General features: G+C 37.7%; 19 protein-coding genes and 1 pseudogene. 4 read left to right on the top strand and 16 right to left on the bottom strand.

The genetic code is table 11. The annotated features are described in order from the left end of the window. Positions 1-110 precede the first annotated feature (110 nt). The 4 genes from QFZ28_RS08250 to QFZ28_RS08235 form a co-directional block, all read right to left on the bottom strand. Positions 111-1,187 (bottom strand): bifunctional 3-deoxy-7-phosphoheptulonate synthase/chorismate mutase, encoded by a 1,077-nt coding sequence (locus tag QFZ28_RS08250; RefSeq protein WP_307194181.1) that lies wholly within the window; start codon positions 1,185-1,187, stop codon positions 111-113. Positions 1,188-1,415: 228 nt separating this feature from the next. Next, positions 1,416-1,748 carry a bacillithiol system redox-active protein YtxJ gene (gene ytxJ / locus QFZ28_RS08245; protein ID WP_307194180.1) on the bottom strand — a complete coding sequence of 111 codons (333 nt, stop codon included), beginning with the start codon at positions 1,746-1,748 and terminating at the stop codon, positions 1,416-1,418. An 89-nt stretch (positions 1,749-1,837) separates the two neighbouring features. Further along, positions 1,838-2,206, bottom strand: coding sequence for a YtxH domain-containing protein (locus QFZ28_RS08240; RefSeq protein WP_307194179.1), 369 nt, complete (start codon positions 2,204-2,206; stop codon positions 1,838-1,840). Positions 2,207-2,231: 25 nt separating this feature from the next. Next, entirely contained in the window at positions 2,232-2,693 is a 462-nt protein-coding gene (locus QFZ28_RS08235; RefSeq protein ID WP_307194178.1) for a DUF948 domain-containing protein, read from the bottom strand. Between the two features lie 213 nt (positions 2,694-2,906). On the opposite strand from QFZ28_RS08235, the gene QFZ28_RS08230 reads away from it, so the two are divergent. Next, the gene (locus tag QFZ28_RS08230; protein ID WP_307194177.1) at positions 2,907-4,022 is read left to right on the top strand and encodes an aminopeptidase; all 1,116 of its coding nucleotides are present in this window, start codon (positions 2,907-2,909) and stop codon (positions 4,020-4,022) included. Positions 4,023-4,186: 164 nt separating this feature from the next. Here the strand turns inward: QFZ28_RS08230 and murC are convergent, their stop codons facing one another. The 7 genes from murC to QFZ28_RS08195 form a co-directional block, all read right to left on the bottom strand. After that, complete coding sequence (murC, locus tag QFZ28_RS08225) at positions 4,187-5,488, bottom strand: UDP-N-acetylmuramate--L-alanine ligase (RefSeq protein WP_307194176.1); 1,302 nt, start codon at positions 5,486-5,488, stop codon at positions 4,187-4,189. 222 nt (positions 5,489-5,710) lie between these two features. Further along, on the bottom strand, positions 5,711-8,095 hold the full coding sequence (locus QFZ28_RS08220; protein WP_444875315.1) for a DNA translocase FtsK: 2,385 nt from the start codon (positions 8,093-8,095) through the stop codon (positions 5,711-5,713). Between the two features lie 92 nt (positions 8,096-8,187). Beyond that, a complete protein-coding gene (locus tag QFZ28_RS08215) occupies positions 8,188-9,006 on the bottom strand; it encodes a DUF1444 domain-containing protein (protein ID WP_307194175.1) in 819 nt (272 codons plus the stop codon). 78 nt (positions 9,007-9,084) lie between these two features. After that, complete coding sequence (locus QFZ28_RS08210) at positions 9,085-9,399, bottom strand: thioredoxin family protein (protein ID WP_307194174.1); 315 nt, start codon at positions 9,397-9,399, stop codon at positions 9,085-9,087. A 17-nt stretch (positions 9,400-9,416) separates the two neighbouring features. After that, on the bottom strand, positions 9,417-9,932 hold the full coding sequence (locus tag QFZ28_RS08205; protein WP_307194173.1) for a hypothetical protein: 516 nt from the start codon (positions 9,930-9,932) through the stop codon (positions 9,417-9,419). Between the two features lie 124 nt (positions 9,933-10,056). After that, the gene (locus QFZ28_RS08200) at positions 10,057-10,575 is read right to left on the bottom strand and encodes a DUF84 family protein (protein WP_307194172.1); all 519 of its coding nucleotides are present in this window, start codon (positions 10,573-10,575) and stop codon (positions 10,057-10,059) included. 44 nt (positions 10,576-10,619) lie between these two features. After that, a complete protein-coding gene (locus QFZ28_RS08195) occupies positions 10,620-11,693 on the bottom strand; it encodes a M42 family metallopeptidase (RefSeq protein ID WP_307194171.1) in 1,074 nt (357 codons plus the stop codon). 160 nt (positions 11,694-11,853) lie between these two features. Between QFZ28_RS08195 and QFZ28_RS08190 the strand changes: the two genes are divergently transcribed. Both QFZ28_RS08190 and QFZ28_RS08185 read left to right on the top strand, forming a co-directional pair. Further along, positions 11,854-11,985, top strand: coding sequence for a hypothetical protein (locus QFZ28_RS08190; RefSeq protein WP_307194170.1), 132 nt, complete (start codon positions 11,854-11,856; stop codon positions 11,983-11,985). Between the two features lie 34 nt (positions 11,986-12,019). After that, positions 12,020-12,181, top strand: a complete 162-nt coding sequence (locus tag QFZ28_RS08185; RefSeq protein WP_307194169.1) for a hypothetical protein — start codon at positions 12,020-12,022, stop codon at positions 12,179-12,181. A 50-nt stretch (positions 12,182-12,231) separates the two neighbouring features. On the opposite strand, the gene QFZ28_RS08180 is transcribed toward QFZ28_RS08185, so the two are convergent. After that, the gene (locus QFZ28_RS08180; protein WP_307194168.1) at positions 12,232-13,071 is read right to left on the bottom strand and encodes a YtnP family quorum-quenching lactonase; all 840 of its coding nucleotides are present in this window, start codon (positions 13,069-13,071) and stop codon (positions 12,232-12,234) included. 77 nt (positions 13,072-13,148) lie between these two features. Then, positions 13,149-13,791 (bottom strand): annotated as a pseudogene (gene trmB / locus QFZ28_RS08175) (tRNA (guanosine(46)-N7)-methyltransferase TrmB). A 132-nt stretch (positions 13,792-13,923) separates the two neighbouring features. Here trmB and QFZ28_RS08170 point away from each other — a divergent pair. Continuing rightward, entirely contained in the window at positions 13,924-14,202 is a 279-nt protein-coding gene (locus QFZ28_RS08170) for a YtzH-like family protein (protein ID WP_307194167.1), read from the top strand. Here QFZ28_RS08170 and QFZ28_RS08165 read toward each other — a convergent pair whose 3' ends face one another. From QFZ28_RS08165 to QFZ28_RS08155, 3 genes are all read right to left on the bottom strand, one after another. Beyond that, positions 14,203-14,976 (bottom strand): phosphotransferase family protein, encoded by a 774-nt coding sequence (locus tag QFZ28_RS08165; RefSeq protein WP_307194166.1) that lies wholly within the window; start codon positions 14,974-14,976, stop codon positions 14,203-14,205. Between the two features lie 176 nt (positions 14,977-15,152). Further along, complete coding sequence (gene pulA / locus QFZ28_RS08160; protein ID WP_307194165.1) at positions 15,153-17,300, bottom strand: type I pullulanase; 2,148 nt, start codon at positions 17,298-17,300, stop codon at positions 15,153-15,155. Further along, complete coding sequence (locus tag QFZ28_RS08155) at positions 17,287-18,270, bottom strand: diacylglycerol/lipid kinase family protein (RefSeq protein WP_307194164.1); 984 nt, start codon at positions 18,268-18,270, stop codon at positions 17,287-17,289. Before QFZ28_RS08155 ends, pulA begins: the two co-directional genes overlap by 14 nt. Positions 18,271-18,290: the final 20 nt, after the last annotated feature.

Raw genomic sequence — 18,290 nt, 5'->3', positions numbered from 1 at the left:
ATACGATAAGTACCATCAAGTCGCAATGAAATTTGTTCTCATTTTCACATATTTTCATTTTATCAAACAAAAAGAGACCCTCTGCCAGACAGAAGATCCCTTTATTCATCTTATATTCTAACGAGGTTGGATGCAAGCAGTTCTTTATAGAATGTATTAAACTGGTCTAGATTCATTTGCTGCTGCGCATCTGAAAGTGCTACTGCTGGATCTGGGTGAACCTCAGCCATAACCCCATCTGCGCCAATCGCAAGTGCTGCTTTTGCAGCAGGAAGAAGTAAATCTCTGCGGCCTGTTGAGTGAGTTACATCGACCATGACCGGTAAATGTGTCTCTTGCTTAAGAATCGGTACTGCAGAAATATCAAGCGTATTTCTGGTTGCCCGTTCGTATGTTCTAATTCCACGTTCACAAAGAATAATCTGCCCATTTCCTTGTGCCATAATATATTCGGCAGCATTAATAAATTCTTCAATCGTAGCTGCAATACCACGCTTTAATAGAACTGGTTTATTTACTGCTCCTGCTGCTTTTAACAATTCAAAGTTTTGCATATTACGGGCACCGATTTGGATTACATCAATATAATCAATCGCCATCTCAATATCAGCTGGGTTTACAATCTCACTAATGACAGCCATATCATACTCATCTGCCACTCGTTTTAATATTTTTAACCCTTCAACCCCAAGTCCTTGGAAATCATATGGAGATGTTCTTGGCTTATAGGCCCCGCCGCGAAGAAGTTTTAGACCTTTTTCTTTCATTGCTTTTGCCACTGTAGCCACTTGTTCATAAGACTCGACTGCACATGGACCAAAAACAAAATGTTGTTTTCCGTCTCCGACAGTTTCACCTTTTAAGTTGACAATTGTATTTTCTGGCTTCTTCTTTCTAGAAACAAGAAGTGCTTTTTGATGATCATCTTTTTGCAAATCTAAGCCAGCCTTAAAGATTTCCTTAAATAAATGGTCAATTGTCGCATTATCAAATGGTCCATCATTATGTTCTTTAATGACATCAAGCATTTTTCTTTCACGAACAGGATCGTATTTGTAAACTCCTTGACTTTCTTTAGCCTTCCCAATCTCTTGGACAAGTTGAGCTCTTTCATTAATTAGTTTCAATAATTCCAAGTTTAAATCATCGACACGTGTCCTTAACTGTTCCAAATTACTTTTGCTCATTTATTGTCCCCGCCCTTTCAATAGCCTGACAGAATGATTGCAGAATAACTAAATACTGTCAGCTAGCTCCCTTAAACATGAATTTTTTCACTATTCAATAATTAGGTTTTATTATAGCTGATATGAGCTTTTTTGTCACGTATTTTTTCTTTAGTGATTAAACGCTTTTAAGCGCTAAAGCAAATCATTAATAATAAAATATTCTATGCTAGAGAGATAAAAATAGTACTATAAATTTTCAGTTGTTGCAGTGGTTAAAGATTTGTTTGTAATCTTCCAATGAGAAGCATTCCAAACAGGCTCACCATTTTTTATCAACAGGGCTTGAGGGGATTCATGTTTAATTTCAAACTTCTCTGCAACCTCATTAGATAAAGGACGTGCATCTTGAACAGCTAAAAAATAGGCCGGTATACTTTCATCACTGCCTGCGTATTTTTCATACTCCTGATAGGCCGCATGACTAATCGGACAAGTTAAACTATGTTTTAATAAAAAGAATTTGTCCTCTTGCTTTAATAAATCTTCAAATTGCTCTACAGTATCAATTTTTTTTAACATATTTTTTCCTCCAAATAATAAACGGTGAAGTCATTCTATCACTTCACCGTTTTTGTTACAAATAATTGGATTATTATTTGAATATTCTTCTATTGTGTTACTTTATTTTCTTCCTCTTCAAAAGCTTTTTTTGCTTCTTCTAATTTTTTTCTTATCGATTGTTCATCAACTGATTCTTCATTAGTTGCTTTTGGCATACCGCCGATTGAAATATAATTGACTTCCTCTTCATCAACTGGTGTCTTTGTTTTATTCATGAGTTGGGTAGTTTTTTCCTTTATTGTACCCGCTTGGTTGTTAAGTGTACTTAGAAGCTCTCTGCCTGATTTAGGGGCTAAGAATATGGCTGCAGCGGCACCTACTAGTCCGCCAATCAATGCCCCTAACAAGAAACTGCTGGATGAGTCTTCGCTTTTGTTTTGATTTGTTTCTCGTAATTCATACTCCTTACTGCTCATTCTGGATTCCTCCCTTATATAAAAATTAACGTGACCTAACTCTCTTAATCTCCTGAACGGGATTTTCCTTTTTTTCTTGCTTCTTCGCAGTCCATTTATCTTTTAGTTCAAGGAAAACGTTACCCCATTGCACAATTTGGGAGATTTTTTCTTTATTTTCTTCAACTTGTATATCAAAGGATTCAGTTAACGTTTTTAAGGTACCATTGAATTTATTTACCGTTGTCCCTACATTTTTCACAGCCGAGACTACACTATTTAAATTCTGTGATTTTTCCTGGATATCATCCGCTAGTGCATTGGTTTTCTGTAAAAGTTCCGTCGTTTCTTTTGTGACTCCATCCAATTGTTTTTCTAACCCTGTTAACGTATTAGAAACACTTGAAAGAGTCGTTTGTAGAGAGTTAAGTGTTTTTGCTAAGTAAATGACTAGTACCAAAAATGCAATCGCAATTAAAGCCACGCTTAAGTATAAAATAATTTCCATTCGTTTTTACCTCCGCTTTTATATCCTTATGTATTACCTATCTTAGGCAGTGTTAAACGTAAATAGGTATCTAATACTACTTCAATATGATTGTCTCATTTTCCTGCAAAGGATTACAATACGTTTTGCTCTTAAGTTGAATATTTCTCAATCCATGGAGAAATCGGTTACAATAGACTATGTATTCTACATATATTTTTTGGAGGGTTAAACATGAAGGATCCACGTATTGAAAAACTAGCAAAAAATCTTATTAACTACTCGGTAGAACTGCAAAAAGGTGAAAAGGTATTAATTGAAAACTTTGGTCTGCAGCGCGAACTTGTTACAGCCCTAGTTAAAGAAGCTTATTTAGCTGGAGGATATCCATTTGTTCTTTTAAAGGACCAACAAGTTGACCGTGCGTTATTACTTGGTGCCGAGGAAGAACAATTTAATATGATTGCTGATTTTGAAGCAAATGTTATGAGTAAAATGAACGCATACATAGGACTACGCTCTGGTGATAACATCAACGAGCATGCAGATGTGCCAGACGATAAAATTAAAATTCATGGCAGTACGATTGGTAAAAAGGTTCATCGCGATATCCGCGTACCAAAAACAAAGTGGGTTGTTCTCCGCTACCCAACATCAAACATGGCTCAGCTTGCAAAGATGAGCACAGAGGCATTTGAGGACTTCTATTTTGATGTTTGTAATTTGGATTATGGAAAAATGGATAAAGCCATGGACAGTCTTGTGGAATTGATGAACCGGACAGATAAAGTTCGTCTGACAGGTCCCGGAACAGACCTTACCTTCTCTATAAAAGATATCCCTGCGATAAAGTGTGCGGGTCATGCGAATATTCCTGATGGAGAGGTATATAGTGCGCCTGTACGTGATTCAGTAAATGGAGTGATTTCCTATAATACCCCATCCCCTTACCAAGGGTTTACTTTTGAAAATGTAAAACTGACTTTTAAGGATGGTAAAATCGTTGAGGCGACAGCAAATGATACGGAACGTATCAATAAAATATTTGATACTGATGAAGGGGCACGTTATGTTGGAGAATTTGCTATCGGCGTTAACCCATATATCTTAAATCCAATGCAGGATATTTTATTTGATGAAAAAATCGCAGGCAGCTTCCACTTTACCCCTGGTCAATGTTATGACGAGGCTTTTAACGGAAATCACTCTAATATTCACTGGGACATGGTTAACATTCAACGTCCAGAATACGGCGGCGGCGAAATCTACTTTGACGATGTTTTGATTCGTAAAGACGGTCTTTTCGTTATTCCTGAACTGGAAGGACTTAATCCTGAAAATTTAAAATAGAAAAGCGGAAGCGCCTTGAACAGGGGCGACAGGCATAAGACGAGCTGACAAGAAGGTTGGTTTTCACCTTCTTGTCGGATTGGCTTATGACCCCGAGCCCCTAGGCGCTGAAGCTAGACAATAAAAAAACAAAGGATGTCAGCTGGACTGGCATCCTTTGTTTTTTATAAGGTTAACTGGTTTTCATAGGATTCTTGGAATTTTTGGATATCTCCTGCACCCATAAAGATAATGACGCTGTCTTTATGTTTCTCGAGCATAGAGGTAGTTTCTTCCGATATAATTTCTGCACCTTCTATTTTTGTCTGGAGATCTTTTATCGTCAGTTTTCCATGATTTTCTCTTGCAGAGCCAAAAATTTCACACAAGTACGTTTTATCTGCAAGTCTCAAGCTTTTGGCAAAATCCTCAAGAAAAGCCTGCGTTCTCGAAAACGTATGAGGCTGGAACACTGCGACAATTTCTCGATCTGGATATTTTTGATTAGCAGCGTCGATAGTTGCTTTAATTTCTGTTGGGTGATGGGCATAATCGTCAATCAAAATTTGTGACCCTATGCTTTTTTCAGAAAATCTTCTTTTCACACCTTGGAAAGTAATTAATTGTTCTTTCACAATCGATACATCAATTTCTTCGTAGTGGCATACCCCAATAACAGCCAGGGCATTTAAAACACTATGCTCACCGAAGGTAGGGATTGTAAACGTATCATAAAAAGTATTACGAATAAACACATCAAATGTTGTTCCACTTGTAGATTTAACAAGATTTTTCGCTTGGTAATCATTTTCCTCGCCAAACCCATAAAACAATACGGGAACCTTTGCTTGGATCTTTTGCAGCTGCTCATCATCACCGTAAGCGAATATGCCCTTCTTAACTTGAACGGCCATTTCTTGGAATGCTGAAAAAACATCATCAATATTGGCGAAATAATCTGGATGATCAAAATCTATATTTGTCATGATCGCATAATCAGGAAAATAGGACAAAAAGTGTCTTCTGTATTCACATGCTTCAAAAACAAAATATTTCGAGCCTTCTTCACCCTTGCCTGTACCGTCACCAATTAAAAACGAAGTCGGCTTTGCACCCTTGATAACATGGGCAAGCAAACCTGTTGTGGACGTTTTACCGTGTGCACCGGTTACAGCGACACTGGTGAAATTTTGCATAAAATCGCCTAAGAATCGGTGGTAACGAATTATCGGCAGCCCCAGCTTCATAGCCTCTTGAATTTCCTCATGAGTATCAGGAAATGCATTTCCAGCAATAATAGTCATCCCCGGTTTGATATTTTCCTTTTGAAAGGGGAGAATCTTTATCCCTGATTTTTCAAGGGCCAGTTGAGTAAAAAAGCGCTTTTCGACATCGGAGCCTTGTACATCGAAATTCATATCATGGAGAACTTGTGCTAGTGCACTCATTCCTGACCCCTTTATACCTACAAAATGGTAAATAGTCATATAAAGAACCTCCAACCAACGTCTATCTGTAAAACAGTATATGACATCTATCTTAAAATGCTAATTGTTGAAACGAAACGCCTTGACGCTTTAACTTGCTAACGAATAAAAATATTTGAGTGATTCACATTTAAGTATTATATCATTGTTCATCAATAAAAACTATTTGATACTTCATTAACAGTATATTTTTTGTGTTATCTTAGCAAAGGATACTTAAGATTAGTTCATTGTACCAGTATCTTGCAAGGACTCCAAGTCTGCGAGCGTAATCAAGACTTCGCGCGGCTTACTTCCATTAGCACTCGTAATAAAACCATTAGATTCAAGCATATCCATTAATCTTGCAGCACGGTTATAACCGATTTTAAATCTCCTTTGTAAGCTAGAGGTTGACGCCAGCCCTTGTTCGATTATAAATTCACATGCTTCGTAAAAGAGCTCATCTTCTTCTTCCGTTACCTGTGCCTTTTTTAACAGTTCCTCTTGTTCAAACAAGTAATCAGGCTCACGCTGATCCCTCACGTGACCGACGACAAGATCAATTTCTTCATCTGAAACAAAGGTTCCTTGCAGACGTACAGGTTTTGATGACCCATTCTCTAAGAACAGCATATCTCCACGGCCGAGTAATTTTTCGGCACCGCTTATATCAATAATGGTGCGAGAATCCACCTGAGAAGATACGGAAAAGGCAATCCGTGTTGGAATGTTGGCTTTTATTAATCCAGTTATTACATCCACAGATGGTCTTTGTGTAGCCACGATCAAATGAATTCCACATGCTCTTGCTTTTTGAGCAATCCTGCAAATCGCCTCTTCCACATCTGCAGGAGACATCATCATTAAATCTGCTAACTCATCAATAATAATCACAATAAACGGTAGTTTATCAGAGTATTGTTTATGCTGCATGGCAAGCTCATTAAATCGATTTATGTCGCGGACGCCTGAATGCGCAAATAACTCATAACGTCTCTCCATTTCCTCTACAGCCCATTTCAGTGAAGCGGTCGCTGCCTTTACATCGGTTATGACTGGACTAACTAAATGTGGTATTCGATTATAGGGAGCAAGCTCTACCATCTTAGGGTCAATCAATAATAGCTTTAAATCTTCTGGACTAGCTTTAAATAATAAACTTACTAGGATCGTATTTATACACACACTCTTACCAGAACCTGTTGCACCAGCTATTAACCCATGAGGCATTTTCTTTAGGTCTGTAACAATTGGTTTTCCGGAAATATCAAGACCCAGTATTGCGGTTAACGGAGAAGCAGATTCACGAAATACCGGACTCTGAATAATTTCATTGATGAACACAGGACGTGATTTTTGGTTTGGTACCTCAATACCTATCGTATGTTTACCTGGAATAGGTGCTTCAATCCGTATGTCTCTGGCAGCTAGACTTAGTTTAATATCATCACTTAAATTGGTGATTTTGTTTACCTTTACCCCTGGCTCAGGCTGGACTTCAAAACGAGTCACAGCTGGTCCTTGTGTTACATTTACAACACTCGCACCTACATTAAAATTTTGTAGCGTTTGGTTTAATAGTTCTTCTTGGTACAGTAACCATTCCGTATCGTCTTCAACAATAATAGGCGGTGTTAACAAGTTCATCTTAGGAAACTCATATGAACTTGAATCTGATTTTACCATGGTTTCCGCTTTTACGATATTGCTTGCAGGCAAGTATTCAACTTTGAGGTCAGGTTGAATCTTTTCCGTTTTATTAACAATCACTTCAACTTTTGGAAGGTCTAGTTGAATTTTCTCTTGTGATTCGAGAGTGTCTGTATTTTTCTTTACTTCAGTTGTTTCTTCCTTACCCTTTTCTTTTTCCTCAGGCAAAGTTCTTCTGCTGTTTCTTTCTTCCCATTTTAGCTTATCCTGTTTTAGCATCATCACATTGAAAGGAAGATGGGACCGTTTTCGTGTTTGTACCCCTCTAGAATCCTGCGTTTGTTCTGCTGCATTTGGCTCATTTACGGGATGCTCCTCATTTACCTCAATTGCTTCAGATATTGCAACAGCACTCTCAGAGGCAGCTATTTCCACTTCGGGCATGGGCTTTTGCTCTGTGGCCATGAGTGAAACCAGTAGTTTGTCAGTATCAACATCTAGAAAATGGCTTAACTCATGCTCAACAATGTTTTCTGAAGTTTTAGCAGGTCTGCTAAAACCATAAACAGGTGAAGGGACCTCTGTCAGCTGGAACGGCTTTTTCTGAATCGGAGGGTTACTTTTGTTTATTACCTCTCTAGACTTTGTATTTGAGCTTTTAATGTCAGAACTTCTTATTTCTGAACTTCTTATTTCTGAACTTCTTATTTCTGAACTTTTTAGTTCAAAACGCAGCTCTGCCCGCTCTTTACGATTCGTTTTTTCAGATGTTACTACCGGTGTCTCTGGCTGTACATACAATTGTCGTTTACCTTTAGGATACTGATAGGAAATTTTGGTATCAAGATGATAACTGCCCTCCATTATTTTATGTGGCAGCGACCTTTCCAGTTGCTTGTTATGTATGCTATATTCAGCATATTCATCCCGATTGTCCTTTATAAACTTTTGAAAAAAGTTTTGGATCCAGCTCAAAACTATCACTCTTTCTATATTTCTATCAATCTATTTTAACAGGTATTATAAAATTTTCGACAAAAAATCTAAGAATAAGCAAAAAAGACCACTTACTGTGATCCTTTTCCGTCTTGAGTTCTTGTTTTACCTAATATAAAAATTGGTTCTAATTCTCCATCCTCATACAAAAAGGATAACGCCGTTATCGGTACACGTCCACTAGCAAAGAAGCTCATGGCCATTTGCGCTAAAACATCATACCCTGTATTGTTTTCAATATCAGCAATGATTAAAACATCCTGATGTGGAACAGCGAGGACCATTGTCCCTGTAATTCTTTTCTGCATATCATTTAGGAAGCCTTTATTTAATATCCTGCTTGCGTCATAACCATCGTTGGAATTAAGAAAATAAAAGGTATTTCCCGCAACTCGGTCTTCTTTTAGTGATGTCTTTAAAGACCTCACATTAAATAAGGCAATTTCTTTAATGCGGCTTGCCTGCCATCCCTCTTTTTCCATGATCCGTGAATCAATTAATCGGTATGTTGTCCCCATGTCATAGGCATAATAGATTCTCGTTTCGGCAGTGTGCTCCTCCGTTAAAAAAGCAACACCTTCTTCTGATTCGATAGGAAACGATGTCGAGCGAATAACCGGGAAAATTTTCTTCTCGTGGTCTGTTAATTGGACTTTGTCCGTCATGGCTCTAAGTCCCTCTTCCACATAATAAACCACTTCATCAATGGCCTTTTCCTTTTCAGAATGCCACTTTGCAACAATACCACCTAGAGAGATAGTGATTCCTTTTCCAACCTTTTTATGTTCAATACGTAATTGATCCTTATCACGATCATACGTGATTTGCCGATCTTCTGCAGCTAAGCGTGTTTCTAATTCTCTTTTCATTTTAATACTATCCATCTTCATCTTTATCCCTCCAGCCTACCCACCAATTGTACATTAAAAAATCCCCCATCTCAAAAAAGATGGAGGAGAATGGCTGTATTATTTTAGACCGTTAATAAATCCTTCTATTTCCTCTTGTGTTTTCCGGTCTTTACTTACAAAGCGGCCAAGCTCTTTTCCATTTTCAAATGCAATAAAACTTGGAATACCGTAAACGTCTAATTGTTGACATAAGTCAATAAACTGATCTCGATCAACATGAATAAAAGCAAACTCACTAAACTTTTCTTCTATTTCTGGAAGTACTGGTTCAATAATCCGACAATCAGGACACCAGTTTGCTGAGAACATAAATATGGTTTTTCCTCCATCACGGAGTTGTTCAAATTGCTCTATAGACTCTAAATTTTTCAACCGGTATCGCTCCTTCTTTATTTTGCCTGATTTACAACTGATTTTACCATTTGTGTCATCACTGCTGCTTCATTTTTCATGCTGCTAGTTTTTATCAATGTTGTAATCTTTGTGCCGCCAATCCCAATCGTCATTTCATTCATATCGTCGTCTAGTTTCTTTATGATAAGGTATCCAAATTCGTCACTTTTCTTAAATTGTTCATTAATATCTAGGTCTTTATTTTGTGCAACAGTTGATTTATAAACTACATCGCTCATTTTATTTTCTTGCGGATTATTAAAAAGAATATATTGTTTAGACCCATTTTTTAAAATTATATTATTAGCTGATTCATCTTCGATTTCATATCCAAAGGGCAAATAAAAGTTAATTTCTCCACTTTTTTTATTTGGCTTTTTCGCCTTTTCATTAAGTGCTTCTTTCACCGTCCCAATGGTTTCTTTACTTTCGGCTTTAAAATTTGATTGGCCACAGGCACTTAATAAGAGTATAGATAAAATTATGATCAAAATGGCATTAAAGAATTTCATCTTTCTTCGCCTCCTAATACGACTATCGTCCTATCTATATCATACCTTTGATAATATTCATAAGACAAGTCTTTTGTCGATATTTGTTGTCGAAAAAGGAGGAATTCCTTAATAGCAGCCAATTTTACTTCCTTGCAGCTATTTGATAGTGAAATTGACCGACAAGGAGATTCATAATATGTGAAAACATCTCTGAACGATTGATTAATCCATTGGTAAAGATACCAACTGCACCTTCGTTTTTTCGAACATTTTCTTTTTTTGCATAATCATCCATGATGGGTCCAAGTTCTTCTCCTGCTCTTAACCTGTCTGCAATCTCAAGGGGAAGAAGAAACCTAGCTCCTCCAGCAATAATTGGTTCCATATTTTTCGAGGCTAACGCGCCCCAATTACATAGCAGTAAACCGTGAGAAGTCTCTTGGACACCGCCTTCTAACCCAACTCCAATGTCTCCGTTTCCCATTTCTAAGGCACCGACGGCACGGTTGATTGCCCCCCTAATGGTCTCTTCATCTGAAAACGGTTGTTCACTGACGCCCGAAGGGATATCTAACGATAGAATCTCTGTTTGTTGATAATGAAATGCGTTTTTTACAGCAGCAACTTTTGCAGGATTATTTGACCCAATAATAATTTTCATTTTCTCTTTCCTCTCATATAAAAAGAAGGCACATATATGCCCCCTCAACTGTTTGCTTTAATGGTATCCACCGTAGTTTGGTCACAAGCCTTAACTAGTTTTACGATTAGTTCTTTGGCGGCTGCGTAGTCATCGATATGGATGATGGAAGCATGTGTGTGTATATAACGAGAACAAATACCGATTACGCCGCTTGGAACTCCTTCATTGGATTGGTGAACGCGTCCTGCGTCAGTCCCACCCTGTGATACAAAATATTGATACGGAATTTTATTTGTTTCTGCGGTATCAAGAATAAACTCTCTCATTCCGCGGTGCGTCACCATGGATTTATCAAGAATCCGGAGAAGCGCTCCCTTTCCCAGTTGACCAAATTCTGATTTACTTCCTGACATATCGTTAGCTGGGCTCGCGTCTAGCGCAAAAAAGATGTCTGGATTAATCATATTGGCTGCTGTTTGGGCTCCGCGAAGTCCTACTTCTTCCTGAACTGTTGCACCAGAATAAAGAATATTAGGCAGGTTTTCATCCTTTACTTCTTGAAGCAATTCTATTGCAAGCCCACAGCCATAGCGGTTATCCCAAGCCTTCGCAAGTATTTTCTTTTTATTCGCCATTAGTGTAAATGGGCAAATCGGCAGAATTGCCTGACCTGGTCTAATTCCGATTCGTTCTGCGTCCTCACGATCATCTGCACCAATATCAATTAGCATATTTCTCATTTCCATTGGTTTGTTTCGCTTAGCCTCATCTAATAGATGCGGAGGAATAGATCCTACAACACCAATAACCGGACCATTATTGGTCATTACCTGAACCCGCTGCGCCAATAAGACCTGACTCCACCAGCCTCCAAGCGGTTGAAATCGCAGCATTCCATTATCCGTAATCGCGGTCACTAAAAATCCAACTTCATCCATATGACCGGCAACCATAATTCTTGGTCCATTTTGGCTGCCTTTTTTGACTCCGAAAATACTGCCTAATTTGTCCTGGATTATTTCATCCGCATATTGAGATAATTGCTCTTTCATAAAGTTTCTAACTAAATGCTCATTTCCAGGTGCCCCTGGGAGTTCTGTCAGAGTTTTGAATAAATCTAATGTCTGCTCATTCAAAGTAAATTCCCCCTTTATGTGTACTTTCAATATGTATGTTTTTATATTACTGAAATAGTAGTTTTCTTACCAATTAATTTGTCTGAAGGATTTATTATGTTCCTCCCCATAAATGAGATATACTGGAAACAAGAGCAAGTTGAAATTTTGGAGGTGCCTTATGAACTGGAAATCATTTTTTCTTGGAGCTGCGGTCGGAGTAATCAGCGGCTATGCAGTGAAGGAAATCATTTCACAAAAAACATATGTTTCACCTGAAAGAGTTTTGGAAAACGTAAAAAAAACATTTTAACCAAAACGGACCGATTAGCGGCTCATGGATACATATGGTAACGGAGCCTTTTGAAAAGCACCAAATCAACTATCAAGTTTATAAAGGCGGAATTTCTAAAAGTCAAAATGGGATAAATGAACAATTCGAATTCATTGCTGATGCTTCTACAGGAACCCTTTTAGACATCAAGTCCACTACAGATCCAGTCCTATAAAACTCGAGAAGCCGTATCCCAAGAGGTACGGCTTTTTTTATATCGTGACCTTATTTTACCCTCTTTATACTGTTTAGAATTTGACCATCTGTTCCCCATTTTACCGCACGATAAAAGGCATCATGATAAAAAGTAAACCATACATCTTTATTTGCAGCATAGGTTCCCCATTTCTCTTTTGCAGCAATGGAGTCCATTGGATAATCGTCATAAGCCATGACCCATAATGGGTTTTTATGCGCATGTGTAGGCATTAAGTCTGCCATATGAATAGCCATCTCTCCTTCATCCTCAATAATAAGGATTGAATGTCCGTTGCTGTGACCGCCAGTATGATGCATAGTAATAGCCCCTAAACTCCATTTTTCATCAAACGGAATCACTTGCGATTGGATGGGCTCCCAATTTTCTTTCCAGTATGTACTTTTTGATCGTATATTTGGGTTCCTCATTTCATCCCATTCAATCGTAGTGGTAATTATTTTGGCATTAGGAAAGACTGATTTATAAATCCCATCTTCCAACTTTGTTAGTCCGCCAACATGATCATTGTGCATATGAGTCATTAATACATAATTAATATCTTCTGGAGTTAACCCTATATGCTGTAAGGATCCCTCAACGTCCGATTCTGCTGTAACACCAAAATTCCGAAGTTGTTTTTCCGATAATTTCCCCTTGCCAAGTCCTGCTTCTACTAAAATATTCTTGCCTTCCATTTGGATTAAGATTGGATCAGTAGGAAGTTCAATTAGGTTTTTGTCATTTGGTGGATACCTTTTCGACCATAATGCTTTAGGAACAACACCAAACATAGCGCCGCCATCTAGGTTTGTAACACCCCCTGATAACCACGTCAGCTTAACTCTGCCAATTTTTAAAGTCTCCATACCCAGCCCCCTTTCATTGATTATTCATATTTTACCATATACAAAAAGGACAGTCTTATGAATAGACTGTCCGATGATTAGTTTTGATATTTTACTTCACAACGGTAAATCCGATTACCAGCTTCTGAGAACTTTTGTTCATATTCTGTCATGATATTTCCTTCAAAATCACTTTTATGAAGATCAAGGCTCAGGAAGGTTAATAATAATCCATACTCGGAAAAACTCTTCAATGAATATTCAAACAAGCCTTGATTATCGGTTTTAAAATGGATTTCACCTTTATCAACCAATATGGTTTCGTAAAGCTTCAAGAAGTCCTTATAGGTTAGCCTTCTTTTTTCATGACGGGTCTTTGGCCATGGATCGGAAAAATTAAGATAGACTCTGTCAACATCATTTTTTTGCAAAATAATTACTTAAATCGCTCGCATTGACATTGAGTAATCTTAAATTTGGCAAATCAACCTCAATTAATCGATCTAAAGCAGCAACAATAACGGAGTCGTAAAGTTCTATGCCTATATAATTTATATCAGGATGTGCCTTTGCCATTTCTGTTATAAAGCGGCCTTTTCCTGTTCCCACTTCAATGTGAAGAGGCTGTTCATTATGAAAAACTTCATGCCACTTTCCTTTATAATTTTCGGGGTTTGCGACAATATATTGTGGATGGTTATCTATCATTTCCTTTGCCCAAGGTTTATGCCTAAGTCTCATTATGCCACTCCTAAAAAGATATTATTTTTATTATTGGTAATAATGGGGTTATCCATTAATGTATAAACAAAAAAAGAATTCACAACCTAACTGTGAATTCGTTTTTATTTTCACTTGAAAGGGTGTACTAACATGCCATTAAGTCATCAGGACCAAGTTTCATTACTAAAAGATATATTAAATAATCATCAAACCGACTGCTGTGGGTCTGTTTCAGAATGTGAACAATTGGAACGTTTAGTAAAGTCTTTAATGGTAAACACACAGATTGATCAAAACGTTAAAAGCATTTTGCAGGAGGTATACAATTACAGTCAGTATGGTGCTCAAACAGCAGACCTAGATGAGCATATTTTATCTAATCAAGGTAATTTATCACAATGGGTGTCAAATATAGACAGTTACTCTTGATTACAAAAGCTCATCTAAAAATGCAATCCACTTATCCATTTCCTGTAGACGGTCTTTGTTTTTGTAAAATTGAATGGAAGACAGTGTTTGAAGTGCCACATACCATTTCATTCTAAGCTTTAGGTTTTCTGTTAACGGTTTTCCATACATGTTTAACCAGCTACTCCAATTATCTTCCGGAATGTACAAATAAAGAAGCATACCAAGATCAATCGCTGGGTCTGCTATCATCGCACCATCCCAGTCAATTAAATACAACTGGTTGTCTTCCGTGAGCAGCCAGTTGTTATGGTTGACATCACCATGACAAACGACTTTCTCATTACTGAAAACATTCGCTGCCTCGTCTAATAGAAAGTTCAACGTTTTTTTTACAACAGGTAAAGCTAACACTTCTTCATCCAAGAGCTCGACAACAGATTGAAAAATCATATCTGGCTGTAAAGGCTGCTTTTCAAGCCTGCTTAACATCCCAACCATTGGTTCAGAGCGGTGAATCTTCCTAAGCATCCTAGCAACACGTTCATGATTCATATCATGCGGCTTTAATTCACGTCCAGGGAGCCATTGCTGTGCCGTAATCACATCTCCGTTTTCCAATCGTTTTGTCCATACAAGCTTTGGGACGATTCCTTCTGCAGATAAAACTGCTAGAAAAGGAGAGGAATTGCGTTTTAGAAAAAGCCTTTGGTCTTCATAGCTAGCATAAAAGGCTTCTCCCGTTGCGCCCCCCGCAGGGACAATCTCCCATTCTTGTCCTAATATATGTTCCAAAATTGTTCACCTTCAATTTATGCCGTTCTCAAATGGGTCTCAAAACACCATTTAGTAGTTTAATTAAGAAAAATATTTTAGAAAAATAAAAAAAGCTATTGGACAATAACACACAATAGCCATCTTACTAAATTTTATCTCCAATTAGCTTTAGTCGTCAAGTAAATCTGAACAAACTATTTTTTCGCTAAAATGGTTAAGCAAACTGGTTCTAGCACTATTTCTTTTCCTTGAACCTTTTCCTTGGAATAAATTCCCGCTCTTTTATCATTGGCGATTACTGTCCAGCTGCCATCCGGAATTTCGACTAACTGCTTCGTCCTTAGCGGGTTAATGAGTAGAAGCACCTCACCGATATCATTACTTTTATTATGAAAGGATAATCCAATTAGAGGTGCAGGGAGTGGTAAAATTTGAGTATTAGTTCTGATTTCATCCGCACTTTTCATTCGAAAACAAGGTAACTCTTTACGGATTTCAATCAATTCCTTTATATAATAGACATTTTCCTTATAAAGGTGCTTTCGATTCCAATCTAGTTGGTTAATATGGTCTGGTGATTTGTAACTATTCCCATCGCCACGTTTTGTTCGGAAAAATTCCTGACCACTGTGAAGAAAAGGAACTCCCTGAGATAATAGTACCAGACCTGTTGCAAGCCGGTGATATCTCATATGAAGAGCATGGTCTGAATCCGGAAGGCAAGAAACAAGTTTATCCCATATCGTATGATTATCATGGCATTCAGCATAATTTACCGACTGAAAAGGTTCAGTTAAGAGCCCGCCTGTTTCTTGATTTAAACCAATGCTTCCAGTGATGACATCGATAGCTCCCTCATAATAATGCTCATTTCCTAATACGTACCCTTTATCATACAAATTAAAAGTACTTCCCTTTATCGTATCACGAAATTTATCATTAAATTGTCCGATGTCAGGAAGCTTTCCGTGATTGCGAATGATTGCTTTCTTTTCAATGGGAAGAGGCGTATTAAGGTTCCAGCCCTCGCCAATAATCAGGCTTCCCTCTTCAATAAGATTACAAGTCTTCCTGACTTCATTCATGGTTTCAACATCCAAAATCCCCATTAGGTCGAAACGAAACCCATCAATATGATATTCTTCCATCCAAAAACGAATAGAATCAAGGATGAACTTTCTGACCATTTTTCTCTCCGATGCAATATCATTACCTACTCCTGTTCCATTCGATGGGAAACCAAGCTCATTATGGCGAAAGTAATACCCCGGAACGACTTTTTCAAAGGAAGAAGTTTCTCGAATGTAGACATGATTGTATACAACATCCATAATGACTCTTATTCCTTGTCTATGAATGGCATCAATTAATTGCTTCAATTCAATAATTCGTGCGTAAGGATCGGATGGATTTGTGGAATAGGATCCTTCAGGGACATTAAAGTGTATCGGGTTATACCCCCAATTATAGTCTTTATGTGGTTCTAATTCATTTACTCCTGCGAAATCATTGAATGGCAGAAATTCAATATGAGTAATACCTAAATCTTTTACATAGGATAGTCCTGTCAGCCCACTGTCTTTACCTTTTGTATTTAACTCACTTGCACCTAAATAGAGTCCTTTGTGTTTCACACCGCTATTTGGATGGATCGTGAAATCCCTAATATGCGTTTCATATATAATCGCATCAACTGGATTTTCAAAGGGCGGTAATGCAGGTTTTTCCCTCCGCGTTTTCTCGAGCTTAACAATTACCCCAAGTTCCCCGTTTGCTGTGACTGCAACAGCATAAGGATCGACCGATTCTCTCCATACCTGATTGACAAGGATTAGGAACGTATATTGATAAAGTTCTAGATCATCGTGAATGACTACTGACCAAACACCTTTATCATCACGTTTCATTTTGACAATTTCCGAAAAGGAACTGCTTGGGTTTCGTAATTTCAATTTTACTTGTGTTGCTGTTGGTGCCCAAAGTTTAAAGCTTGTTTGATTGCCGCTGCTTTTTACCCCAAGGTCATTACCCTCATAGAAAAAGCGATCATCAAAAGCAGCTGTTCGAATCACTGCCCCTATTTGAAGATCAGTTCTTCCGCCATGTTCATCGATAATCCAATAAAGATGACCAAAAGAAATTTCCTCAGCAATCCGACAAGTATATTTATTATGATTTTCAATCTCCTGCTTTTTGATTATTTGTAAGGGAGTAACATGTTGTGATTCATCAGTAATCGAGAAAGTGGAAGACAATCCTTGATGATAGGAAAGTGGAAGAAGAATCGTAATGATATCCATCTCATCCAAATAAGCAAGGAAAATACGTTCATTGGAGTTCATTCGTATCCCTCTCTTTCAGAACAGTTTCTCGCACACTTCGCACCCTCGTTAATACTTTTAGAGTTTTTGTTTGAACATGGATATTTAAGGGAGTGAATCCGATATCCTCGCCATCAGCATGGACATATAAGGAAGATGAGGATTGAATGGAAATCATTCGTCCCTTAAAGGTTTTCACCTCTTTGAATTGAACGTGCTTACCCCAAAATACGCTGATAAAAACCAATAATAGCTTCAACTTTGATAATCTATGGACCACTGTAATGTCTAAGAGACCATCATCTGGGAGCGCATCGGGAGCAATCATCATTCCTCCCCCGTAATAGGGTTGATTGGAAACAGTTACAAACCACGTTTGTTCAAGTATATGCCTTCTGCCGTCAATTGATAAATCAATTGTTGAGCATTTATAAGAAAATAGTTTTTTTAGTAAAAAATATACATAAACGAGCCGGCCTAAAGACAGTTTATTAAGCCAAGCTTTGACTTTAGAATGGTTAACTTCGTAAGAAATTAATGCATCGAACCCCGCACCCATATTATTAATAAAATAGGCTTGAGAATCATCCTTCATCGTAATCTTTCCAATATCTATTATAGCTGCTTCCTCTCTTATCAGACGGAGAATAACCTTTAGTGCTTCTTCTGGATCTGCGGGAATTTGGAACCCTCTTGAAAAGTCATTTCCAGATCCTCCGGGAACAAAACCAAGAGTAATATGGTTATATTCTACAATTCCATTCAAAACTTCGTGCATGGTTCCGTCCCCGCCAACAGCAATAATGACTTTTTGCTCATGATTCCTTGACGCAATTTGTGCCGCTAGTTTGATTGCATGACCATGGTATTCTGTGAAGAATGCAATGTAAGGGATTTTATTATCGATTAATTTTGTTTCCACTTTTTTCCATATCTTTAAACAGTAACCATTTCTCGCTTTTGGATTGATAATAAAATAGATTTGTTTCATACAACCAACCTTTTAAGTTA

Source organism: Neobacillus niacini, assembly GCF_030817695.1.
GTDB classification, from domain to species: Bacteria; Bacillota; Bacilli; order Bacillales; family Cytobacillaceae; genus Neobacillus; species Neobacillus niacini_F.
Note: the sequence above shows the minus strand (reverse complement) of the source record. Positions and strands in the feature narration are given on the sequence as shown.